Genomic DNA, 25,026 nt, shown 5'->3' with positions numbered 1-25,026 from the left:
ATACCAAGTAGTAATATTATGCTGACCCTTAATACCTCGGATCTTTCCCCTGCACAATTGCAGAATTACATGCAATATGCAATTGCGCCCAGACCAATTTGTTTTGCCACAACTATAGATCAGGCCGGAAATATTAATTTAAGTCCGTTTAGTTTTTTCAATATGTTCAGCACAAACCCGCCTTTGTGCATATTTTCTCCATCCAGAAGGGTTCGTGATAATACCATCAAACATACACTAGAAAATATATTAGAGGTAAAAGAGTGTGTAATTAACATAGTTAATTATGAAATGGTACAGCAAACCAGTTTAGCAAGTACCGAATATCCAAAAGGTGTAAATGAATTCGAAAAAGCTGGTTTTACCATGCTCCCCTCTCAACTGGTAAAGCCTCCCAGAGTTGCCGAGGCTCCGGTACAAATGGAATGCATAGTTAGAGAGGTAATACATTTAGGAGAAAACCCCGGAGCAGGAAATCTCATACTTGCCGAAGTAAAGCTAATACACATTAAAGAAGAAATATTGGATGAAGATGGGAAAATTGATCAGGCCAAAATTGATCTTGTAGCCCGCTTAGGTGGTGACTGGTATTGCAGGGTTACTCCCGAGAATTTGTTTAAAGTAGCTAAACCATTAACAACACTCGGAATAGGGGTAGATGCTTTGCCAAAAGCTGTCCGTAATTCAATTGTGCTAACCGGAAATGATCTTGGTAAATTGGGTAATGTAGAACATTTGCCAACTGATGACGAAATAGATGCAGTTAGGAATCTTGCAGAAGTGAAAGAGATTTTAGATGCAACTATTGGGGATGCTAACAATCGTGAACGTGAGCTTCATGAGCTTGCCAAAGTATGGTTGGGGCAGGGCAATGTAAACGAAGCGCTTAAAATAGTGTTGTTATAAAATGCTTACCACCTTTATAAACCGTTTTTTATAAAAGCCTTCATCCAGACTGGTAATGGTTACACCTCTTTTATTTCCTGATGAAGAATGGATAAATTTGATCTCATCACCGTCTATTGAATAAATAATTCCAACATGCCCGGGAGTTCTGGATCTGCTGTTAGTTCCAGTGAATAGGATTACATCTCCAATTTTCGCATCTTCAAGCTTTTTGGTCTCGCCACTAGTTGCAAATTCTCTTGATGAACGGGGCACTTTAAAGCCAAAATTGCTGAAAACATAGTTCACAAATCCAGAACAATCAAAGCCTCTGCTAGGGCTGCTTGATGCAGTTCTGTATCTAATGCCAAGCATAGATTTTGCAAATTCCAGTAAACGGTTTGGTGGAGTAGTAACTGTTTGCTTTTTATCCTGACCTGGTACTTCCTGACTAAGCTTATGTACCAGTTCTTGAAATTGAACGGGTATAGAAGTTTGCGACTTAGCTGCCGAAAAGCTTAAAAGTATTACACTGAACAGAATAATGGTTTTCTTCATATCAATTGGGCTAAAGATATTAAAATTATTTTTTAACCCTGAAAATGTTGATAACTTGTTGATTAAGGCGTTGTTACCGCAACAGGGAGCACTTTTCCATTAAAAAACTTATGTCCTGTCTTTGCAAAATCAGCTACATATTTACCCATTTCGAAAGCCATTACCGGTGATTGGTAGCCCGGGAATGCCTGTTCAAGCATTTCTGTTTGTGCAGATCCAAGAGCCAAACAGTTCACTTTAATGCCGGTTTCTGCCAGCTCAAAAGCCAGGCACTCCGTTAAAGTATGTAAAGCGGCTTTGCTTGAAGAATAGGCTGCTAGCCCGGGAAATTTAACACTTCCCTGAAACCCACCCATACTGCCAATATTTACAATATGAGTCCCTTCGCCCATTAAAGGCATTAAGTTTTGAATCATGCTAAAATGCCCGACAACATTGCTTTCAAACATCTCATAAAGATCAGCAGGGCTGGTTTCCATGAAGGGCTTGTTAATTAGTGCACCGGCATTGTTTATTAAAATGTCAATTTTGCCAAGTCTCTCTTTTAAAAAGGGTACCAGGGCAGCGTAGTCATCATTTATAATGTCAAACTCTACAGGAAGCAGCGTGCAATCAGGATTAATACCTTTAGCAATTTCCAGGAGTTTGCGGAGTTTATCTGAAGAACGGGCAATACATACTACCTTGTTCTCGCTATTTAATGTAAATTCTAAAGCAGCTTCAAAACCAATTCCGCTACTTGCACCGGTTAATACTATATTCATTGATTGTCTTCTTCAGTGATCTGTTGACTAATGGGATGTTCAATCACATGTAGCCCATCATTGATCAGTTTTTTATGTTCAGCCTCGTTTTCAGACTTAAGTTCTAAATAAATGCGAATTTCTTTTGCCAATTCAGGAAAAAGTTGTTTGTGATGTAAAATCTCAAGGATTTCCAGCGCAGAAAGCCAATCCTGACGGTGTTCTGTTTTTACCTGTTCAAACAAGCCGGGTAGTTGGTCAAAATTCTGCTCATGCTCCCTTATTGCACGGATGCTTTTATAAATGCTGTGCAGCTTTTGGGTCTTTTCATCGTGATCCGCTTGATGAGTTTGTTTGTCGCTAACATGTGTAATTTCCTCATACGCTTCTTTGTCAGCGGCACCATTAAATACAGAAACAATGGTAGCGCCAACAGCCATGTCATATCTTCCCCACTCAGGTTGGAAAAGTACATTCCCATTGCTTTCTTTAACCGTACATTCATCAAATGAGATCAGACAAGTTCTTCTATCTTTCTGAGAGATGGTTTTTACTATTCCTTTTACGGTAATGCCACTTTCAAACTCCAGTATGGCCATATTAAAAGGTTTAATGCCATATCCCATTAATTGCTTCATGTCCATATCTTCTATCGGCGTGTCTATACCTTTCAATTTGCCTACCGGCGATGAAAAACCATCTTTATGGTGTAATTTGCCATGTGCCTCAAATTGTACACCGTCAACCGCAAGGGCCGATGGACCGGTAGTTTTTATAAAAGTAAGCTCATCATTCTGATCAATACCCATGTCTGTAAATACACCCGTTACCTGCAATCCGGAACTGTAAACAGCAGTGGCGGGATTTTTACATTCAATGGCTTTAACAATACTTTCTGCACCGCCACGTCTAAATGCCATAGTATCAGCAAAATCTTCCAAAACATCAATCAGATTTTGGAATGTCTCTGTTACAAATAATTGGGGTTGTGGTTTGGTGATGTCATAGGGGTAATTTACTGTGTCTTTATTGTACCATAATTTTTTTACTTCAGGCTTCATGCAAGAAGAGCTCTCTCCAATTGACGACAGCAAACCGGCCCCATAAATTTTAGGATTTTCTAAAGTACCTATCAAGCCGTATTCTACAGTCCACCAATGTAACCTGCCTAACAATGCCATTTCCGATGGTTCGCCCATGTTTTCAGAAATTTGCTGTAATCGTTGTTCAGCCTTAGCAATTTCCTGTTCCTGTACATCAGCAGCCTCTTTCAAAATAGAAAGATGCCGTATGGCCTCATACAATTCAAAATCCTTTGAAGAGAACATAGCCTTAGCACCTATAGAGCCAAAATAACTTAAATAATTATTGTAATCAGCATCAGCGATAATCGGTGCATGTCCTGCCGATTCATGAATAATATCAGGAGCAGGGGTATATTCTATATGATTAATCTGACGGATGTCGGCTGCAATAACCAGTACACGGTACGCCTGGTATTCCATGAAAGCAGCGGGTGGTATAAACCCATCTACAGTAACCGCACCCCAACCAATTTTTCCGAGGTTATCGTTCATGTTTTGCAGATCAGGTATATGCTCAATACTCAAGCCCGCCCGCTGTAAACCTTTTATATAAGGATAATAAGCAACATGTTTTAAATAACTATAATTCTGACGCATTACATACCTCCAAACTGCTTGATCTACAGGGGTATATTTCTCATAATGCTGCTCCACAATAAATTGTTTCAGATGCTTTGGCAACTTGGCTACCTGTGGATTATTGAAGTCATTAAAATCACTCATTTCTAAAGCCATATATTATTTGTCGAAGATAAAGCTATAATGAGCCTTAAACAAGTAAAATTAATCGGACGATAGATACAATTATCTATTTTTTTACCTTAAACGAAAAATGCTTCTGCGAAAAATAACTGAAAACAGTTAAGATAGTTGTAATGATAATCTTGGAGATGGTTGGGTAAAAACCAAATGATAAAAATACTTTCAGTAAGGCATAATTAAGCAGGATGTTTGTTGCCACTACCGATCCGTATCTGAACAACTGTATCCGTCCCTTTAAATCTGATTTCGTAAAAATCAAGTACTTATTTAATATAAAACCAATAAGGAAAGTAATTACAGATTCTATAGCTAGCGCAGCGGTAGGGGCTGTAATCAGGTTAGGGAAAAATGGAATAGACAGATGAACATCTTTTTGATGTAGAATCCAGTTATAGCAAATATAATATACAACAATTCCAGTGGCAGCGGTAGTTCCACCAGATACCATGTATCTAAACGTATGGATAGGTAACCAGCGAGAAAAAGGAGGATAAAAGAAATCTATTATCTTTAATAAAGCTTTACGCATGCAATTAATTTGCTGTTAGTTTATTTTCAATCATCCTGTTGTTGTATTGCTGAATAAATGCTTTCAGAGACTTCTCCATTTTCTCTGCAATTAACGGTTCTTTTTCCAGAATGTTGTTTTTTGTTAAACGATCTGCTTTTAAATTATATAAAGCGTTATTTTCTTTCCCATCATTAATCAACAGATAATCGCCCTGATAAAAACTAAAAGTACCATCATTATTGTTTACAGCAAAGTTATCATTCCCTTCTTTAAAAGCATCAAAACCCAGTGCAAAATAAGGCTTGTCGTAATGTAAATAGTTTAATACCGTAGGCATAATATCTATCTGCTGTACAATTTTGTCGGCCTTTCCTTTTAAGTTTCCGCCGGGATAATATAGCACAATAGGAATCGAAAAATACCCTGGTATGGTTTGGTATTCAGGGTAGTAGGATAGCGTTGCATGATCTGCGCAAAGCACAAAAAGGGTGTTTTTATACCAGGGCATAGCCGAGGCTGTTTTAAAAAAGTTGCGTAATGCCATATCGGTATAACCAAAAATCTCCTGCACAGGCAGCGGACCTTTAGGGAATTTACCTTTGTACTCATCAGGTAACCTGAAGGGGTGATGTGATGATAATGAAAAGAAACTTGAAAAGAATGGTTGCTTAAAAGTATTCATCGTTTGGGCCATGTACTGCATAAAAGGATCGTCCCAAATTCCCCAGGTACCATCAGTATCACCGGTGCGTTTATACTCATTCTGGCCAAAATAATGCTTAATACCAGCAAGATGGGTATAGGATGAAAAACCCATTGACCCGTTAGGTGCGCCATGAAAAAATGCAGTTTCATAACCTTTGTCGCCCAGTAACTTAGCAATACTTGTTGTTTTATTGCCGGAATATATAGAAAGGATAAAGGGCTCTCTTATACTGGGAATGCCTGTAATAACAGAAGGCAAGGCATCTATAGATTTCCGTCCGTTGGCATAAGTATGTGTAAAAGTGTAGCTCTGTGAAATTAAAGAATCAAGAAAAGGAGTATAGCCTTTGTATTTTCCTCCATCCAGATCAGTATTTAGGCTTCCCACATGTTCCTTTCCTAAACTTTCAATGATCAGGAAAACCACATTAAGGGGCTTAAATTTACCTGTATCGGCAGGCATATGAATTGGATTGTAAATAGAATTCAATGTTAGCTCATCATAAAAATGAACGGGTTGTAATTTTGAAGCCCTAAGCGTTCTGAATATACAAAAAGGCGTATTTAAAACCAGGTTCATCTGATCGGGCGTATCTACAAATTCACCAGCATTACTTAATGTAATTGGTCTTGTACCAAAGCCCCAGCCGCCTCTTATTCCGGTAAGGCAGACTAATGCTATAGCAAACATAAGAGCAGTATGAAAAACATATACAGGCCACGTAAAATGTGGAGGCTTATTAAGCTTAACAAGATCATATAGCTTAACAAACAACCATATAAAACCAGCAAACAAGATCAGCAGGTACCAGTAGTCTACCAAAAAATCACCAAAAAGTTTTAGCTTGTTTTGCTCGTTTTTAAACTGATCGTAAACAGTTGCAGTAGTACGTTTTAAAGTATATTTAAAATAGGCAAAATCGGCAAAGTTTGCCAGTATACCTATGCTATTGGAGATAATGAAAAGCCATTTGCAAAATCTTTGATATCCTTCCTTGTACCTGAAAGGGAAGGGTATAACATGCAGTAATATAAATATGAGGTTAATGTACAAAAGAGCAGAAACATCAAATTTTACACCCCCATATAAAATAACAAGATACTTAGGGAGTGTAATGCCATGAAAAAGGCTATGGTTAAAGGCATAAAAGCCTAGTCTGCAAAGCGTATATAAAACCAATACAATAAAGAACCTATACGCCAGGGCCAGGTAAAGGTTTACCGTTTTTGTGTGCTTAATTTTCAACTGTCTTAAATTAGAGGCCGTAAATTTAAGTATTTTGAAAACGATTTGTTAATAATAAATTAATGGTATATTATTTTTGGAATATTACTAAGATCTGATTACCTGGGGAGAGCAACAAAATCAATTACAGCACAATGGCCGTATTTTTTGTGGGGCTGGATGCTTACGCCAACATAGTTTAAGCCATAAGAGTTATTTAAAATCATTTTTCTGTGGCCAAGGTCAGGTACGCCCTTATCAAGCAATAACATACAAATATTTTCAAAACCTGTAGAAAATCCAAAAGCAAGGTTTTCGCCATTAGATCTTTTAGGGTATATCCCCGATATTCTGTCTTTAACAGATCTGCCATCACTAGAGTTATGTCCTGTAAAATTATTGCGGTTCATATCTCTCGCGTGCTGCCGGGCAACTATACTTAAAGCCTCATCAGGCCAAAGCATCGGCAAATCTTTCACATCCTTAAGCTGCTGTTCCAGGCTGCGGTAATATTTGCTGTTTCTGGTTATTTTAAGATCATCATAGTTACTATATTTAATAACCTTTTTGTTATAAGCATCAACAAAATCCTGAAAATAAGTGTTAAAAAATTTCTCGCCGTCCATACGTGCCAGGTTCATATAAATAACCAAATCCTTTTCTTGTCCGGTAAGGTAGCTGGAGTTACCGGCAGTATTGGCCATTTTTAATTCCTCTTTAGACCAAGAGTAATTATCATATGTATTTTTGACCTGAGAGGTGGGAGTAAAAGTAGTGTTAAAAATAGAAAACAGAAATAGGATTGATATAGATAACAGTTTCATATTTTCTGCACGTACAAAAGCCAGGCCATGTTTTCGGAGGCAAAATCTGACATCCAAATAGTAATATAAAAAATTAAATAGTTTCTATGAGTTAATAAAAAGTTAACGTAATATTAGCCTCTACACTTTTTTAGAGTTTTACTTTTGTTGAAATTTTTAATACATTGTGGTGACCAAACGATTTTAAAAACCAACATCTTTTGAAGGGCCTGACTGATTTAGCTTTATTGGATTTACTAAAAGAAGATAGCGACGACGCATTTAACGAAATTTATGCACGCTATTGGGATGTGGTATATGCCGTGGCATGTAAAAAATTAAACAATAAAGAGGAGGCTAAAGATGTGGTGCATGATCTGTTTATGCTCATCTGGATTAAACGTCATTCTATTTGTATTACCACCACCTTTATCGGATACATTTACATAATCCTTAAAAATAAACTTACTGATCTTAATCGCCGACAAACACTTCGTATAAAGCATGACGACGAAGTAGTAAAGACACATCCTTTTGCCGATAATGATGTGTTTGAACAACTCATTTCTAAAGATATGGCTCAGCAACTCCAGCTAGAAATTCAGGATATGCCTGTTGGAATGCGAAAAGTATTTTTAATGAGTAGAGAAGAACAGCTTTCAGTTAATGAAATAGCCGGTAAATTATCCATTTCATCTCAAACCGTAAAGAATCAAATTACCAGTGCGTTAAAAAGATTGAGGTCTAAATACCAGGCAAACTAAAATATTTTATTTTCACATAGTACCTCTTTAATTCTTGTTCGTTATGTATTTATAATGGACGCTAAGAATAAAAAAGATATCTATAAAGAGTTTGGCATTTCTGATCCTGAGGAATTTTTCAGGGATCAGGATGACAAAGAGCAGGTACGTCAGGAAATGCTTGAGCGTATTACTGCAAGCAAGCATGCTTACAACATGCAGTCTGCAAATAAACTAGGCACAAACAGGAAATTGCGAATGGCGATGGCTGCCGCTATAAGTTTCGTATTACTTTCTGTAGGTGTCCTTTTTTATAATAACTCTTATATTAAAGCCGATGATTTTGTGACTATCAAGGTGTCAAAAGGGGAGACCCGATTGGTTACCCTTCCCGACGGTTCAACAGTTTGGCTTAATGCTGCGAGTACGCTAAAATATCCAAAAAAGTTTGGAGCAAAAAGGATCGTTTATCTCGAAGATGGAGAGGGTTTTTTTAATGTGGTGCATAACGATAAGGTACCTTTCATAGTAGAGGCCGCCTCGCTTAAAACATTTGTGCTTGGAACATCCTTTGTCGTAAAATCATACAAAAGCCTTTCAACGGCTTCAGTATCTGTTGTAACCGGTAAGGTAGCAGTAAGTGATAATGAAAAACAGATAAGTGTACTTACCCCAAATGAAGAGGTAGTGTACAACAAGAGTACACGTAAACCAAAAAAACTGAATACCAAAGCTATCGAGAAAACACAATGGAATAATGGTAAGCTTATCCTAAATGCAGTTTATTTTGAAGAGGCAGTTCTTGCCATCGAAAATGCATACGGGGTTAAAATAGATTACGATAAAGAATTATTTAAAGATTGTCAGAATACATTTAACCTAAATGCGAAACAAACGCTTGACGAGACTTTAAAAGTGATTTCAATGATTCAGAATGTTACATGTCAAATAAAAGAAAAGGAGGTACTGATAACAGGAAAAGGGTGTAATTAAACGAGAAAAAAAATGATCAGTACCTGTTGGAGCAGATACTGATCTGAATGTACAGCATGCGGGTAGTTCGTCGAAAAATCTTCCGTATGGCTGTTTTGTGTTTCATTTTAACTATAAAACGATTAAAAATATGAAAAAAAACATTACTACACTAATTCTTAAGATAATGAAGGTAGGATTAATAGTGTTTGCTTCTTTACTTACTTCTGCCGGTACTCTTTTAGCAGAGACAGTTTTTAGCCAAAATCTTAAAGATGTTAAGGTAACCCTAAACCTTAAAGGCGAATCATTAGAGAAAGCAATTGAAAAGATCAGCAAAACAAGCAAGTTAGACTTTTCTTATAACAACAATGAATTAAGAAAGGTTAAAGGAATTGTAATGGATATATCAAATGAACCAGTAACCGAGGTTTTGATGCGTCTGTTAGATCAAACTCCCTTTTCCTACAGAGAGATAGATCAGAATATTGTGATCTTCAGGAAAAGAAATGAGTTATCGGGTGAAAAGCAATTAATAAAAGGAAAAGTTACAGATGAAAAGGGTATGCCGTTGCCAGGGGTAACTGTACAAATTAAAGGAACAACCACTTCTGTGACTACTGATGTTAATGGAGCTTTCGAAATTAACGTAGCTTCATCTGCAGACATTTTAGTGTTTTCTTACATGGGTTTAACTACCCAGGAAGTTGTAACCGGTACGCAAGCACAAATAAATATTGTTTTAAAGGATGATCAAAAGATCCTGAACGAAGTTGTTGTTGTGGGATATGGCACTCAGAAAAAAATAAATTTAAGTGGTGCGGTAGATGGTATAACGAGTAAAGAGTTAGAGAACAGACCGCTTTCAAGTATAGGTGCAGGTTTACAGGGTTTAATTCCAAACTTAAACGTAAACATAACAAGCGGACAAATAAATTCTGCTCCTTCCTTTAATATCAGAGGATTTACATCAATTAATGGAGGCTCTCCTTATATTCTTGTTGATAACGTACCTTTTACTGCTAACGAGTTATTGGCATTAAACCCTAATGATATTGAAAGTGTTTCGGCACTAAAGGACGCGGCATCAGCTGCTATTTATGGCGCCAGAGGTGCATTTGGAGTAATCCTGATCACTACTAAACGTGCTAAAAGTAATGAACTTAAAGTAGCGGCCAATGCTTATTATGCAGTTAGAACGTTAGGTAAAGTACCAGAGGTTGTTACCGATCCGCTTTTAGTTATGGAGTATAAGCACGATGCAGCCTATCCGTTGTATAACTTATATCCTGATAATATTAGGGAATATGCAAAGAAAAGATCTGAAGATCCTTCCTTGCCTTCAGTAATTGTCTCGCCAAATGATCCTAACTCATGGATGTATTATGGTTCAACAAATTGGCTTGATGAGGTTTATAACAAAAATGCCCCTACTTACAATGCAAATATGAGTATAGCCAAGCGCGATGACAAATTGAGCTATTACTTGTCTGCAGATTATTTTAGAAATGATGGGATGTTGCGCTACGGCAACGATATCATGGATCGATATAACCTTAGAGCGAAAGCGGATTACCAGATTAGAAAATGGTTGAATGTTGGGAACAATACCTCATTTATGTCTAATACCTATGATGCCTCAGTATTATATGGATGGGATCTTTTTCACAACATTAATAGACAAAGCTCTTTAGATGTGCCAAAAAATCCTGATGGAAGCTGGACTTCTACAGGAGCATCAACTCTTGGCAGACTTCAAAGTGGTGGCCGAAATTTATCAAGAATTAATAATTTCCAAACTACTTTCAATGCAACCGCAGGTATTATTAACGGGATATGGGACGTAAAGGCTGATGCAACATTCAGAAAAATAAATTCAGAGGGAAGATCTTATGATATCCCTGTTCCATATAAAAATGGGCCAAATTCAGCAATAGGGTATACTGGAGCTAACCCTACTTGGGCTCAGAATGATAATGGATCAGTAAGACATAACATTTATAATGTTTATACTGATTTCCATAAAACGTTTGCTGATAAGCATTATTTGCAGGTATTAGCTGGTTTCAATCAGGAATATAGATATGAAAATACCAACTGGGTAAATCGTAAAGGGCTTATAAGTAATACATTACCTTCAATAGCACTGGCAACTGGCGATTTGACGGGAGGTGAGTCAATTACCGACTGGGCAGTAAGAGGTTGGTTTTACAGATTAAACTATATCTATGACGATAAGTATATTCTTGAACTAAATGGCCGTTATGATGGTACATCGCGCTTCCCTACAAACGACAGATGGGGTTTCTTCCCCTCTGCTTCTGCTGCATGGGTAGTTAACAGAGAAAACTTCTTTAAGCCAATAAGCGAAAGTATAGGCCTTGAATTGTTTAAACTACGTGCCTCTTATGGTGCTTTGGGTAATCAGGATGTAAGTGCTTACTCTTATATTCCTGGAATGGGCTCTGGACAGATCGGTCAGATTCTGGATGGAAAAAGACCTGTGGGGGTAAACCCTCCAGGGGCAGTAGCACCTAGCTTAACATGGGAAAAGGTATCTACCATCAATTTTGGAGGAGACTTAGGCTTCTTTAAAAACCGTTTAGAGCTAAATTTTGATGCTTATACAAGGTATACAAAAGGAATGCTTACTAAAGGTAAAACACTTCCTGGCCCGTTTGGGGTAAAAGAGCCAAGTATAAATGCAGCCAATTTAAAAACTAAAGGTTGGGAATTCAGAATTGGATGGAATGATAGCTTTGCAGTTGACAATAGTCAGTTTTATTACGGACTGAAATTAAGTGTTGCAGATAGCAGATCATATATTACCAAGTACGATAATCCTAACGGACTATTGTCTGACTACTATGTTGGTCAGGAAATAGGCGAAATCTGGGGTCTTGAAACTGAAGGTTTCTTCCAAAATAAAGAAGAGCTTGCAAGTCATGCTGACCAGACTGCTGTTGGAGCTGATGATACTGGTTATAAATTTGACGTTGGCGACTTAAAGTTCAGAGATATTAATGGCGATGGTAAAGTAGACAAAGGTAAAAATACCTTAGCCGATCATGGTGATCAGAAAATTATAGGCAATAACAGAGCTCGTTATTATTATGGAGCAGATCTTAATGCAGGCTGGAAAGGCTTTGATGTACGTCTGTTTTTTCAAGGTGTAGGTAAAAGAGATTGGTACCCTAATGCTGGTAACCATTATTTCTGGGGAGTATATGCACAACCATGGACAAATGTTCAGGTTCATAACCTTGACCATTGGACACCAGAAACACCAGAAGCTTATTTTCCAAGAGTTAAAGCTTACATCGCAGAAGATGCAACTGAACTTGGTAACCCTCAAACAAAATATCTTCAGGATGCATCATATCTGCGCTTAAAGAATCTTACTGTAGGTTACACCTTGCCGAAATCGCTTACCAACAAAATGAAGGTTGATAAAGTACGCTTTTATTTTAGTGCAGAAAACGTGTTTGGTGTTTCGCATATCAAAGCGAATCTGGACCCTGAAGGACTGGATGGAACAGTATATCCATTCCAGAAAACCTTTTCTTTTGGTTTAAACTTTAATTTTTAACTCAAGTAGGAAGTATCATGAAACTAAAAATAAATTATATCCTTATACTAGGAATTATAACTGTTGCAATGACTGCTTGTAAAAAAGAGTTTTTGCAAAGAAACCCTCAAACGCAAATTACTGATCCCGTTTTCTTTCAATCTGCAGCTGATCTTGAAACTTATAGTAATGGGTTTTACGCACAATTATCGCCTTCTTACGACGATATTAACTCTGACAATATAGCCAACTATAACGCCAGTGGCGAAGTTGATGTATTGGTTAGAGGTGGGTTGTCGTCTGCCAATGCTGGTGGATGGGACAAAAACGACTGGGGTAATCTGCGTCGTATTAACTATATGCTTGATCATATTGGTCAGGTAAAAGGCGATGCAACGCTAATTAAACATTATGTTGGTATAGCCCGCTTTTTTAGAGGCCTTTATTATTTTAACAAGATTAAAAAGTATCATAATGTGCCCTGGTACAATAAAGTACTAACCTCCGAAGATGGAGATTTGTACAAAGGTCAGGATCCAAGAGCAATGGTTGCCGATTCGGTTTTAAACGACCTTACTTATGCTGCGACCAATATCAAAGCAGATGGAACCAATACACGCGTTACAAAATGGGCAGCGCTTACATTGTTAGCCCGCTTTGCACTTCACGAAGGTACTTTTAGAAAATACCATGATGAAATAGCCTTGACCAACGATTATCAACGCTTCCTTGATGTAGCCATTTCTGCTACAGCCCAGATTATAAAAGATGGGGGTTTTGTAATTTACAATACCGGAAAATCTGGCGAAGACTATCGTGCTTTATTTTCAAGCGGGAATTTAGCCGGAAATAAAGAAATGATCATGTGGGCTGATTACGGAAAGGAACTGGGAGTTGGTAACAACACCCATACCGTATTAGATTATACCTGGTCGCTTAGTAAAAATCTGGCCGATACTTATCTGAAAACCGACGGTACACCGTTTACTTCAACCCCGGGCTATAATACAAAGCTCTATACAGAAGTATTTGCAGGTCGTGATCCGCGTATGATGGAAACTATTATTAACCCGGCATTCAGAGGCCCAAATAATGCATCAGCACCTTACAGAATAAAGCCAACTCTTGGAGGTTATAACCAAATTAAGTTTTATCCTCGTTCTGCCGAATTAATGCAAGGTTGGGTAATGAACTATACCGACCTTCCTATATTCAGGTATGCTGAGGTGTTGTTAATTAATGCCGAAGCAAAAGCAGAATCCGGAACAATTACCCAGGCTGATCTGGACCAAACAGTTAATAAGCTTAGAGCCAGAGTGCAAATGCCTGCAATGAGCATAGGTGTGGCATTAGATCCTGTGTTGGCTGCTACTTATCCCAATGCAACAGCCTCTAATAAAGCAGTGCTGCTGGAGATTCGTAGAGAAAGAAGGGTAGAGATGGCATGCGAAGGATTGAGATATGATGATATTATGCGCTGGAAAGTAGGTAAGGTTTTACAGGACAGCCAGCAAGGTATGTATGTTCCTGCACTTGGTGCAATGGATGTAACTGGCGATGGCATTGTTGATATTGCTATCCTTCCCTCTCCCAACGATGAATCTTTAATAGCAAACCTTCCTGAAGATGTTAGAAAGGGCTTGTCTAAATATTATCTGAAAGATAAAGACGGCAAGGATCAGAACTTTTATCTTACAAATGGCACTTCGGGCTTTGTCGCGTTTACACGCGATAGAGATCAGCCAAGGGTATTTATGGAACCAAAATACTATTACAGACCAATCCCTATAAGTGAAACAGTAGTTAACCCGGCCTTAAAACAAGTATTCGGCTGGTAATGATATTAAAATCATAGCTCTCTCCGGCAGCAGGTTTAACCGCCTGCTGCTTTTTAAATTTACACACAAAACGAAAACATGAGATTATTAACTCTTTTATTTTTTTACTTATCCTTTATAGGAGCAGCAAATGCCCAGTTTAGGGGTAAAGTTTTTCTGGATAAGAATAAAAACAAACTTGCCGAGTCAACTGAACAGGGCATGCCAGGTGTTGCCGTATCTGACGGGCAAAACGTAACCCGTACAGATAAGGATGGTAACTATAGCTTGCCGGGAAATTCAAAAACAAGATTTATATTCATCACCCTTCCTTCAGGATACAAGCTTACTGATAAGCATTACATCAAAGCGGAAGCAACAATTAAAGCCTATAATTTCGGTATTATAGAAGATCCTACAAGTGCGGGGGCATCGGTAAAAATGCTTCAGATTACCGATACCGAAACGGATAAGTATAACGACTGGATTGTGAATGTAAAGGACTATGCCAAAAAGCAAGGCATTAGCTTTATTGTGCATACCGGTGATATCTGTTATGAAAAAGGCCTGAATTTTCATGCAAATCAAATCACGTCCGAAACCATGGGTAAGCAAATATTTTATTGTATTGGTAACCATGATCTTGTTAAAGGAGCATATGGCGAGGAGCTGTTCGAAAATCTGTTTGGCCCCGTATATTATTCCTTTGATGCAGGACCTGCACATTTTATTATAACCCCAATGAGGTCTGGCGATTTTCAGCCATCTTACACGGTTGATGAAGTGATCAGCTGGATGAGAAATGATCTTGCTGCTGTTGATAAAAACAAACCTGTAATTATCTTTAATCACGATCTCCTTACTTATAACGATCAATTCATTTTAAAAGGTAAAAATGATTCTATCAATTTAAATGATAACAATTTAAAAGCATGGGTTTATGGCCATTGGCATAATAATTTTGTAAGGAAAAGCGAAAACACCGGTATTCATTACATATCAACTGCACCACCTGATAAAGGTGGTATAGATAATTCGGCCGGACAATTTTTATCTATAGAAATTGATAAAAATGGTGTAAAGGAAGTAAAACCACATTACACTTATTTACATAAGCACCTGGTTGTAAATACACCATCGGGAACTGATATGGTAAAAGTGAAAAATGGTGCACTAATTATAAATGCCAATGTTTACGATAGTGAAACCACAGTAAAAAGTGTTAAGAGCATAATTTATAACACTAAAGGGAATAAGGTTGCTGAAACAACCTTAACTGCAAATACCGATTGGAATTGGGGAGGAGAAATACCGGTGGCTAAGCTCGAAAAAGGAAAATCTTTAACTATTCAAACTGAAGTTACCTTTGCCGATGGTGAGCATCACATACAGAAGCAAGCCTTTACAATTGCTGCTGATGTTGCAAAAACCGCGTTAAAATGGGTAAGTAACATAAAAGGAAATATTTGGAAAACTGCGCCTCTGTTTGCACAAGGACGATTATTTGCCGCAACTATAGATGATGGCAACAACATTAACTGCGGAATTACGGCGCTTGATCCGCAGAGTGGAAAGATTTTGTGGCGTTATAAAACCCATAATTCCATAAAGCATGAAATGGCTTACGATGGGGGCTTAATTTTATGTACAGATATGGAAGGTTTTACTTATGCATTAAAAGCCTCATCTGGCCAACTGTTTTGGAAGAAAAATCTGGGCATGAAAAGTTTGCCGGGCTACATCTCTGCCGGAGTAGCCGAGAACGGTATTTATTATACCGGTGCCGAAGGCTATTTTCAGGCACTTGACGTGAAAACTGGTAAAACTATCTGGGTAAATAAAGAATGGCGCGGCGGAGAAGGTACTCCAGAAAAGATGACAATTGCCGGCGATGTAATAATTACCGGAAGTAACTGGCAAAGCCTGTTCGGACACGATAAAAAGACCGGTAAATTGCTTTGGAAAAGAAGCGATGAAGGCTTGCGTTTTAGAAGCAGTACAGGTAAGTATATAAATGATAAGTTATACATTACCGGACTGAACTCCATTTTTGTGATAGATCCTAAAACCGGGAAAACACTACAGAAAATTGATGCCGATTATGAATTTAAAGTAATGGCAACTCCTTTGGTAACCGATAAATACATTGTCATGCCAACAGCTAAACATGGTGTTGTTGCATACGATATAAATACATTAAAACAAGCATGGAATAGAACTACCGATAATGCCCTTGTTTATTCAGCTCCATATGCTGGCCCTGAGTCAGCTACTGTTGAATGTTCGGTTATCAGATATAAAAATAAACTCTTGTTCGGAGCGTCTGATGGTTTCCTTTATGTTTTAGATGAAAATTCTGGAAATATCATAAGAAAAATTAATCTGGGAGCTCCGGTATTTGCAGATTTATCTGTGGTTGACAATACAGTTTACGTAGGAGATTTTGCTGGTAATGTATTTGCAATTTCAAATATTTAGAAAATCGCAACGCGTAGAAATAAAATAGCATATAAAAGGCTGCAAAATATCATGATGCAGCCTTTTAAAATTATTTATAAATACTATCTCAACAAGTTTTTCCAGCTTGTTTTGCTTTCAATTAACGATTGAAGATCTTTAATATCAATACGTTGCTGCTCCATAGTGTCACGATGGCGGATAGTTACCGTATCATCTTCCAACGTTTGGTGGTCAATTGTTAAGCAGAAAGGAGTACCAATAGCATCTTGCCTGCGGTAACGTTTACCGATAGCATCTTTTTCTTCATATACACAGTTGAAATCCAGTTTCAAGCTGTTCATAATTTCTCTGGCTTTTTCCGGTAAACCATCTTTTTTGGTAAGCGGGAATATGGCAACCTTAACAGGAGCAAGGCATGGATGCAAGCGTAATAAAGTTCTGCTGTCTTGTTTTTCACCTTCGCTCAAATCCTCCTCTTCAAAAGCATTGATCATGGTTAACAAGAACATACGATCTAAACCGATAGAAGTTTCAATTACATAAGGTACATAGTTGCCATATGGTTTTCCTTCTTCATTAAGATCATTATCGAAATATTGCATTTTCTTGCCAGAGTATTCCTGATGCTGAGAAAGATCAAAATCTGTACGGCTATGGATACCCTCTACCTCTTTAAACCCAAAAGGGAATTCAAATTCAATATCAGTAGCAGCGTTTGCATAATGAGCAAGTTTAACATGGTCATGGTATCTGTATTTCTCAGCAGAAGTACCCAAAGCTAAATGCCATTTTAAACGTGCCTCTTTCCAGTAAGCAAACCATTTTTCGTCTTCGCCCGGGCGAACAAAGAATTGCATTTCCATTTGTTCAAACTCGCGCATGCGCATAATAAACTGACGGGCAATTACTTCATTTCTAAAGGCTTTACCTATTTGTGCAATACCAAAAGGAATTTTCATTCTTCCTGTTTTTTGAACATTAAGGAAGTTTACAAAAATACCTTGTGCAGTTTCAGGGCGTAAGTAAATTTCCTCAGCACCATCGGCCATAGCACCAAACTGTGTACTAAACATCAGGTTAAACTGGCGGACCTCTGTCCAGTTTTTGGTGCCGCTTACCGGGCATACAATGCCATGCTCTTCAATTAATGCCTTTAATTCCTGCAGATTTTCGGCTTTTAAAGCCTCATCCATATCAATTTGCAGCTTTGCAGCTTTATCTGTTTTGCCGTCTTTTTCGTAACGTGCAATTTTGTCTTCTAATAACTGATCAGCACGGTAACGTTTTTTCGAATCTTTGTTATCGATCATCGGATCGTTAAATCCATCAACGTGACCACTTGCTTTCCATATTTTTGGATGCATAAATATTGCAGAATCAATGCCTACAATATTTTCATGCATTTGTACCATGGCTTTCCACCAATAAGTTTTGATGTTGTTTTTTAATTCTGCGCCTAACTGCCCGTAATCATATACAGCACTTAGTCCATCATATATTTCGCTGCTTTGGAATACAAAACCATATTCCTTAGCGTGTGATATTACATTTTTAAATTGCTCGTCGTTAGTATTTTTTGCCATAATGATGCAAACTTAGATAAAATATTTTAATGGTTTTCATGAATGCAGTGGTGTTTTTTCTACTTTTGAAAATCATCACACGAACAAACGTAAAAATTAAATAATTTGAGCATTAAAGTACAGTATTTGTCAAAGCATTACGATAAGCAAAAGGCTGTCGATGAAGTTAGTTTTGAAGTTAAACCCGGTAGCATATTGGGGTTCCTGGGACCAAACGGTGCCGGCAAATCTACCACCATGCGCATGCTAACCGGTTACCTTAAACCAACCTCAGGCTCGGCCCAGTTGTGCGGCTTTGATACTCAAACCCAAAGTTTAGATGTTAGGCGTATCATTGGTTACCTGCCCGAAAACACACCTTTGTATACTGACATGTATGTAAAAGAGTTTTTATTGTTTGTTGCCAATACCTATAAGCTGCAAAACCCTGAACACAAGGTTAAAGACACTATAGAAGCAGTTGGTTTAGGGGCTGAGCAGCATAAAAAGATACATATGCTTTCAAAAGGCTATAAACAAAGGGTAGGGTTAGCTCAGGCTATAATCCACAACCCACAGGTTTTGGTACTTGATGAACCTACCTCGGGTTTAGATCCTAACCAGCTCACAGATATCCGTGAGCTGATAAAGAAATTAGGAAAAGACAAAACGGTTATCCTTTCAACACATATTATGCAGGAGGTAGAGGCAGTTTGCGAGGAGGTGATTATCCTTAATAAAGGGAGAATTGTAGCAAATGCCGAAATAACTGAACTTAAAAAACAACACCAGTCTTCATCTCTCGAAGATATTTTTAGAAAATTGACATTCTAGGCAGATCAGGTCAAATGTGCTTCTGTTTATAATTATTTACTGTAGGGTTTTATTGTTTGTAACTATTGGCCAAGTTTTTGTGTCAAAGGATACAATTACACAATTTAAATTAAACAGAAATGAAAAAAGTATTTTTACTAACAGCAATTGCAGGTCTTTTTGCATTCTCAAGCGTTAAAGCGCAAAAAGATGTTGCTATGACAGGTCCAAAGTTAGGTATTGGAGCTGAATTCGCATTCCCTATGGGTGATTTTGGTGATGCTTATAAATTAGGATACGGTGGTTCCCTATTGTATCAGCACCCCGTAGCTTCCAATTTAAATTTAACTGGTAGTGCCGGTTTTATTAATTTTCAATCTAAAGATTTACCTATTGTAGGAAAAATAAATTCTGGTTTTATCCCAGTTAAAGCAGGTGCAAGATATTTTGTAGCCGAAAACTTTTATATTGGTGGTGAGCTTGGTGCTGCTTTCTCTACTGAATCAGGTGGGAAAACTGGGTTTGCTTACTCTCCAGGTATTGGTATTGAGTTCCCGGTTTCTGATGGCGGCGCTATAGAATTAGGAGGACGTTATGAAGGTTGGTCATATAAGGGAGGAACTAATTCTTTCATCGGACTTAGATTAGCTTATAACTTCGGGTTATAATTCAAAAACAAAACATTCGTTTATACGAATTCTTAGAGCTGCTTAATCTGGTTAAGCAGCTTTTTTATTGGATAACTAGATAGGACTTCTTCACACATAGTTCACACCTCCTTCACACCAAATACACAAACAGGTACCTTTTTGTGAAGGAGGTGTGTGAAATGTGTGAATTATGTGAAGAACTTGTATTGTCAAGTATTACCGTATTAACTCTTTTGTTATGCTAGCTATATTTTATAATATTGCAGTTCATTGAAATTTAACTAATGAAAAAAATATTTTTCTTAATTCTTATAGCAGGACTTTTCCAGTTTGCAATTGTTAAAGCACAATCAGGTTCTCAGATTGCAGAACCCAGGCTAGGGATTGGATTTGATGTAGGTCTGCCTACGGGCAATTTTGGCGATTTTGCAAATTACGGAACAGGGGGTTCAATACTTTATCAGCATCCAATATCAGAATCATTAAATATTACAGGTAATGTAGGGTACATCAGGTTTAATGGCAAAGAAACTATTGGTACACTTAAATACAGGCAAAGCTTTATTCCAATTAAGGTTGGTGCAAGGTATTTTATTACTAAAAATATTTACGGAACAGCCGAACTAGGTTCGTCAATTGCTACTGCTAATGATAGTGGTGCTTCTTTTATTTATACACCAGGTTTAGGTTTCGAAATCCCTGTTTCAAATACTGGCTCTTTAGATATAGGAGCCAGATACGAAAGCTGGACAAAAAACACAGGTACATTATCATTTGTTGGCTTAAGGGCCGGATACAATTTTTAAAAACATGTACGCAGTTTTTAAAAGGGAATTATTCAGTTTACTAAATTCATTAATGGCATATATTACCATTGGTGTGTTTTTGTTGGCTTCGGGATTGTTGCTTTGGGTTTTTCCGGATACCTCTATATTGGAGTATGGCTATGTTGAATTAACAGGTTTTTTTAGTTTAGCGCCCTTCCTTTTTATGTTTTTGATTCCTGCGGTTACTATGCGCTCATTTGCCGAAGAAAGACGAGAAGGTACTTATATTTTACTGGCATCAAGGCCATTAACAGATTGGCAAATCATTATGGCAAAGTATTGTGCCTGTTTGGTTTTGGTGCTGCTGGCACTAATACCTACACTAGTTTATTATTATTCTGTTTATAAGCTGGGCATGCCAGTTGGTAATATTGATACAGGCGCTGTAATTGGATCATATTTAGGCTTATTGTTGCTCGGGAGCTCATTTGTTGGCATCGGTATATTTGCTTCTTCCATTACTAAAAATCAGGTTATTGCTTTTGCCGTAGCTGTGTTTATTTGCTTTGTGACCTATAGTGGTTTTGATGCGCTGAGCAAAATTTTTGCAATGCGATATCTGGAAAGTGTTTTTCTAGCCATAAGTGTAAATGAACATTATCAATCTATAAGCCGGGGGGTATTGGATACCCGAGATCTTGTTTATTTTATAAGTTTTGTATTGTTCTTTTTGGGGCTTACCAGATTAGTGATTGGAGGCCGGAAATGGTAAAGCTTAAGAATAGTAAAGTAGTTGGTTTACTGCTTTTTGTGGCAGGATTGGTATTGCTTAATGTTGCTGCCCAGTATGTTTATACGCGGTTTGATTTTACCAAAGAGAAACGCTTTACGCTAACACCCAAATCTAAAACGATTTTAAAAGAAGCGAATAAACCAATAACAATTACTGTGTTTTTAGATGGTGAGTTGCCAGCGGCATTTAAACGCCTGAAAAATGCAACTAAGGACCTGTTGGCCGATTATAAAGCTTATGCGGGTATAGAGATCAATGTTAAATTTGTGGACCCAATTGCCGGTTTGTCTGCCATTGAACAGGATACAGTTATCAATCAGTTATACCAGGCAGGAATTGAGCCTACTACGCTGAACATTAAGAACGATAATGGCTTTGCTCAGAAAACGATATTTCCGATGGCAATGGTTGAAGGGAATGACAATCAGATGGCTTTAAAGTTGTTGCAAAATCTGGATGCGTCGGGTAATTATGAAGAAAACATCAATAATTCTATCCAGAATTTAGAGTATGTGTTTACATCGGCCATACAGAAAATATTAAGTGGGCAGCACCCAAGAATTGGGTTTACGGAAGGAAACGGTGAATTGTCTGATCTGCTGTTGAATGATGCCATAAAAAGCTTATCGGAAAGTTATGATGTGGGCAGGGTAGATCTTAATCAGATTGATAAAGCCGGTTTAGATAAACTAAAATTACTGATAATTGCCAAGCCAGAAAAGGAGTTTACAGAAGCCGAAAAGTATAAAATCAACTATTTTGTAATGAATGGTGGAGGTGTAGTTTGGAGCATAGATCAGGTTGGTGCCAGTTTGGATAGTTTAAGAGGAGCCGGGGAACAGCTTGCTTTTAACAGAAAGCTGAACCTTGATGATATGTTGTTTATGTATGGTGCACGGGTTAACTATGATCTTGTGGCTGATGCCAATTGTGCCGAAATCCCTTTAAGTATGGGTGGGCAGCAAGGGCAGATTCAAATGGCGCCATGGGTGTTTTATCCGTTACTGATGCCCGATACGGCACACAATCTGGTAAAAAATATTGATGGCATAAGAAGCGAATTTGTAAGTACGGTGGATACTATAGGGGTAAAAGGAGTTAGTAAAAAGGTGATTTTGCAAAGTTCAGCTTATAATAAAGTGCATAATACGCCAAAAATGCTCTCGTTGCAGATGGTTGCTGAACAGCCTGATCCGCGTGAATATGCCAGTTTTCAGCGCACAGTAGGGGTATTGTTAGAAGGTAAATTTCCATCTGTGTTTTTAAACAGACCCGTGCCAGCCGGAATTACTGAGCAATATAACTTGCCTGCCGAAAGTAAGCCCGCCAAAATGATTGTGATTGGAGACGGAGATATCTTTAAAAATCAGATAAGTGCTAGGGATGGCTCTGTTTTTCCGCTTGGTTTTGACAGATATACGCAAAGAAACTATGGAAATAAGGCATTGTTATTAAATATTGCCGACTTTTTATCTAATGATAATAATTTAATCTCTTTACGCAATAAAGAAGTTAAGATCAGGTTGTTGGATAAGGTGCGTTTGCGTACCGAAAAGTTGCAATGGCAGCTTATTAATGTTGTTTTTCCTTTACTATTGTTAATATCGCTCGCAATTTTTCAACATTATTACCGTAAGCGTAAGTATGCAAGGTAATTTTTATATTTTTGAGAACTGACAAGATCATACTATGAGATTTATTGTATCAACATCAACGTTATTAAAACATTTGCAAACTGTAAATGGTGCATCGAGCAGCAGTACTGTTTTGCCTATACTGGAAAATTTCTTATTTGAAATTAAAGACGGAAATTTAACGATATCTGCAACTGATTTACAAACCAGCATGACCACTTCGTTGGCTGTTGAATCTAAAGAAGGCGGAAAAGTAGCGGTACCTGCAAGAATATTGTTAGATACCTTAAAAACTTTACCAGATCAACCTATTTCTTTTAATATTGATGATGCATCATTCTCTATTGAGATTAGTGCAGGTGATGGTAAATATAAATTGAGCGGCGAAAACGGAGATGATTTTCCGAAAATACCGGTTGTTGAAAATGCTTCGTCTGTAAACTTACCGGCCTCGGTATTAACGGAAGCTATTACCAAGACTATTTTTGCGGTAAGTAATGACGAGTTGAGGCCGGCAATGACAGGTGTTTTCTGTCAGCTGTCTGAAGAACACATTACTTTTGTAGCTACCGATGCCCATAAATTGGTGAGATACAGACGTATGGATAGCAAGGGTGATAAGTCATCGTCTTTTATACTTCCTAAAAAGGCTTTAACTTTATTGAAAGCTGCATTGCCATCAACAGATGTTAATGTTTCTGTTGATTATAACGCAACAAGTGCTTTCTTTAAATTTGAAAATATAAACCTGGTTTGTCGTTTAATTGATGAGCGTTATCCGGATTACGAAGCGGTAATTCCTGCTAATAATCCTAATAAATTGGTAATTGACAGGGCTTTGTTCTTGAATACATTGCGCAGGGTAGTTATTTTTGCTAATAAAACTACTCACCAGGTAAGGCTAAAAATTAATGGAAGTGAATTAAACATTTCATCAGAGGATTTAGATTTTGCTAATGAAGCTCATGAGCGTTTAAGCTGCCAATATGAAGGTGAGGATTTGGAGATTGGATTTAACGCACGTTTCTTAATTGAAATGTTAAGTAATTTGAGTGGCGAGGAAGTTACATTGGAGCTTTCTACACCAAATCGTGCAGGTTTGTTAATTCCTCAAACCAATGATGAGAACGAAGATGTTTTAATGCTGGTTATGCCGGTAATGTTAAATAATTACAATTAATATTTGTTAGAAAATATTTGAGATGGCTTGGTTTTTGACCAAGTCATTGCTGTTTACTGAGAATTATTTTAAGTTTAATCATATTACTATGAAAAAGTTATTCTTTTTATGCCTGGCTCTTGTTGTTACTGTTTTAAGTTCTTGTTTTAAAGAGCCTAAACCGGCACCTGTTGGAGACGCATATATTAATGCTGTAAATGCAGTAAAAGGGTCGACCCCGCAAGAGTTTTATTTAAATGGAAGTAAGAAAAATAATGCTGCAATCCCTTATGGGGCTTCTAGCGGTTATATTACGGTTACTTCGGGTGATGCGCAGTTTGCATTTGGTAATGTAGGCTCGGATGTTGCAAATGCAGCTACCCAGCCAGTTGGTGTGCCAATAGGAATTAATGCTACTGTATTCTATTACACTCAGGATAAAAATACAAATACCCAGGAAGAGTTGCATATGGCTACTATCATAAATGATGATATGAAGCCATCGTTGGTTGCAGGTAAGGCTAAAGTTAGGTTCATTAACCTAAATTATCTGTTAAACAATACAATCTCTGTTTTATCTGGAACGACCAAAATTATAGAGAAAATACCTTTTAAAAGTGCATCATCATATATAGATGTTGATCCTGGAAGCAAATTTAAGTTTGTTGCTGATATAGTGGATTCTCCGGCTTCGGCTGAACTGGATCCTAATTTACAAGCAAATAAAAATTACACCATCTGGATTGATGGAGTAACAGCAACAGAGCTGACGGGACACGTTGTAGCGCAGTAATTAAATAAATGACATTTC

20 protein-coding genes are annotated in these 25,026 nt (G+C 37.6%); 13 read left to right on the top strand and 7 right to left on the bottom strand.

What is annotated here, in order from left to right:
* Positions 1-18: 18 nt before the first annotated feature.
* On the top strand, positions 19-906 hold the full coding sequence (locus CPT03_RS12710; RefSeq protein ID WP_099441105.1) for a flavin reductase family protein: 888 nt from the start codon (positions 19-21) through the stop codon (positions 904-906).
* On the opposite strand, the gene CPT03_RS12705 is transcribed toward CPT03_RS12710, so the two are convergent.
* From CPT03_RS12705 to CPT03_RS12680, 6 genes are all read right to left on the bottom strand, one after another.
* On the bottom strand, positions 901-1,443 hold the full coding sequence (locus tag CPT03_RS12705; protein WP_099439199.1) for a C40 family peptidase: 543 nt from the start codon (positions 1,441-1,443) through the stop codon (positions 901-903). The genes CPT03_RS12710 and CPT03_RS12705 overlap by 6 nt on opposite strands.
* A gap of 62 nt (positions 1,444-1,505) precedes the next feature.
* Entirely contained in the window at positions 1,506-2,207 is a 702-nt protein-coding gene (locus tag CPT03_RS12700; protein WP_099439198.1) for an SDR family oxidoreductase, read from the bottom strand.
* Positions 2,204-3,994, bottom strand: coding sequence for an aromatic amino acid hydroxylase (locus tag CPT03_RS12695; protein WP_099441104.1), 1,791 nt, complete (start codon positions 3,992-3,994; stop codon positions 2,204-2,206). Before CPT03_RS12695 ends, CPT03_RS12700 begins: the two co-directional genes overlap by 4 nt.
* Positions 3,995-4,079: 85 nt before the next feature.
* A complete protein-coding gene (locus CPT03_RS12690) occupies positions 4,080-4,562 on the bottom strand; it encodes a GtrA family protein (RefSeq protein ID WP_099439197.1) in 483 nt (160 codons plus the stop codon).
* Positions 4,563-4,566: 4 nt separating this feature from the next.
* Positions 4,567-6,495, bottom strand: coding sequence for an LTA synthase family protein (locus CPT03_RS12685; RefSeq protein WP_099439196.1), 1,929 nt, complete (start codon positions 6,493-6,495; stop codon positions 4,567-4,569).
* 98 nt (positions 6,496-6,593) lie between these two features.
* On the bottom strand, positions 6,594-7,298 hold the full coding sequence (locus CPT03_RS12680) for a CAP domain-containing protein (RefSeq protein WP_099439195.1): 705 nt from the start codon (positions 7,296-7,298) through the stop codon (positions 6,594-6,596).
* 200 nt (positions 7,299-7,498) lie between these two features.
* Between CPT03_RS12680 and CPT03_RS12675 the strand changes: the two genes are divergently transcribed.
* From CPT03_RS12675 to CPT03_RS12655, 5 genes are all read left to right on the top strand, one after another.
* Positions 7,499-8,041 carry an RNA polymerase sigma-70 factor gene (locus CPT03_RS12675; protein WP_099439194.1) on the top strand — a complete coding sequence of 181 codons (543 nt, stop codon included), beginning with the start codon at positions 7,499-7,501 and terminating at the stop codon, positions 8,039-8,041.
* 54 nt (positions 8,042-8,095) lie between these two features.
* Positions 8,096-9,013, top strand: coding sequence for a FecR family protein (locus tag CPT03_RS12670; RefSeq protein WP_099439193.1), 918 nt, complete (start codon positions 8,096-8,098; stop codon positions 9,011-9,013).
* 130 nt (positions 9,014-9,143) lie between these two features.
* A complete protein-coding gene (locus CPT03_RS12665) occupies positions 9,144-12,581 on the top strand; it encodes a TonB-dependent receptor (protein WP_216641546.1) in 3,438 nt (1,145 codons plus the stop codon).
* 17 nt (positions 12,582-12,598) lie between these two features.
* On the top strand, positions 12,599-14,398 hold the full coding sequence (locus CPT03_RS12660; RefSeq protein ID WP_099439192.1) for a RagB/SusD family nutrient uptake outer membrane protein: 1,800 nt from the start codon (positions 12,599-12,601) through the stop codon (positions 14,396-14,398).
* A 78-nt stretch (positions 14,399-14,476) separates the two neighbouring features.
* Positions 14,477-16,855, top strand: coding sequence for a PQQ-binding-like beta-propeller repeat protein (locus tag CPT03_RS12655; protein ID WP_099439191.1), 2,379 nt, complete (start codon positions 14,477-14,479; stop codon positions 16,853-16,855).
* Positions 16,856-16,938: 83 nt separating this feature from the next.
* Here the strand turns inward: CPT03_RS12655 and CPT03_RS12650 are convergent, their stop codons facing one another.
* Positions 16,939-18,420 (bottom strand): glycine--tRNA ligase, encoded by a 1,482-nt coding sequence (locus CPT03_RS12650; RefSeq protein WP_099439190.1) that lies wholly within the window; start codon positions 18,418-18,420, stop codon positions 16,939-16,941.
* 105 nt (positions 18,421-18,525) lie between these two features.
* Between CPT03_RS12650 and CPT03_RS12645 the strand changes: the two genes are divergently transcribed.
* From CPT03_RS12645 to CPT03_RS12615, 7 genes are all read left to right on the top strand, one after another.
* Positions 18,526-19,233, top strand: coding sequence for an ATP-binding cassette domain-containing protein (locus tag CPT03_RS12645; RefSeq protein ID WP_099439189.1), 708 nt, complete (start codon positions 18,526-18,528; stop codon positions 19,231-19,233).
* A gap of 119 nt (positions 19,234-19,352) precedes the next feature.
* A complete protein-coding gene (locus CPT03_RS12640; protein ID WP_099439188.1) occupies positions 19,353-19,880 on the top strand; it encodes an outer membrane beta-barrel protein in 528 nt (175 codons plus the stop codon).
* Positions 19,881-20,146: 266 nt separating this feature from the next.
* Positions 20,147-20,668: an outer membrane beta-barrel protein gene (locus CPT03_RS12635; protein ID WP_099439187.1), complete on the top strand. Its 522-nt coding sequence runs from the start codon at positions 20,147-20,149 to the stop codon at positions 20,666-20,668.
* Between the two features lie 4 nt (positions 20,669-20,672).
* Positions 20,673-21,401 carry a gliding motility-associated ABC transporter permease subunit GldF gene (gene gldF / locus CPT03_RS12630; protein WP_099439186.1) on the top strand — a complete coding sequence of 243 codons (729 nt, stop codon included), beginning with the start codon at positions 20,673-20,675 and terminating at the stop codon, positions 21,399-21,401.
* Positions 21,395-23,077: a gliding motility-associated ABC transporter substrate-binding protein GldG gene (gldG, locus tag CPT03_RS12625; protein ID WP_099439185.1), complete on the top strand. Its 1,683-nt coding sequence runs from the start codon at positions 21,395-21,397 to the stop codon at positions 23,075-23,077. The genes gldF and gldG overlap by 7 nt, the downstream gene beginning before the upstream one ends.
* Positions 23,078-23,111: 34 nt before the next feature.
* Positions 23,112-24,236 carry a DNA polymerase III subunit beta gene (gene dnaN, locus CPT03_RS12620; RefSeq protein WP_099439184.1) on the top strand — a complete coding sequence of 375 codons (1,125 nt, stop codon included), beginning with the start codon at positions 23,112-23,114 and terminating at the stop codon, positions 24,234-24,236.
* 88 nt (positions 24,237-24,324) lie between these two features.
* Entirely contained in the window at positions 24,325-25,008 is a 684-nt protein-coding gene (locus CPT03_RS12615; protein ID WP_157766429.1) for a DUF4397 domain-containing protein, read from the top strand.
* Positions 25,009-25,026: the final 18 nt, after the last annotated feature.

The sequence above is a fragment of the Pedobacter ginsengisoli genome, from assembly GCF_002736205.1.
Lineage (GTDB): Bacteria > Bacteroidota > Bacteroidia > Sphingobacteriales > Sphingobacteriaceae > Pedobacter > Pedobacter ginsengisoli_A.
The sequence above is the reverse complement of the archived record's forward strand: the minus strand, read 5'-3'. Positions and strand labels throughout refer to the sequence as shown.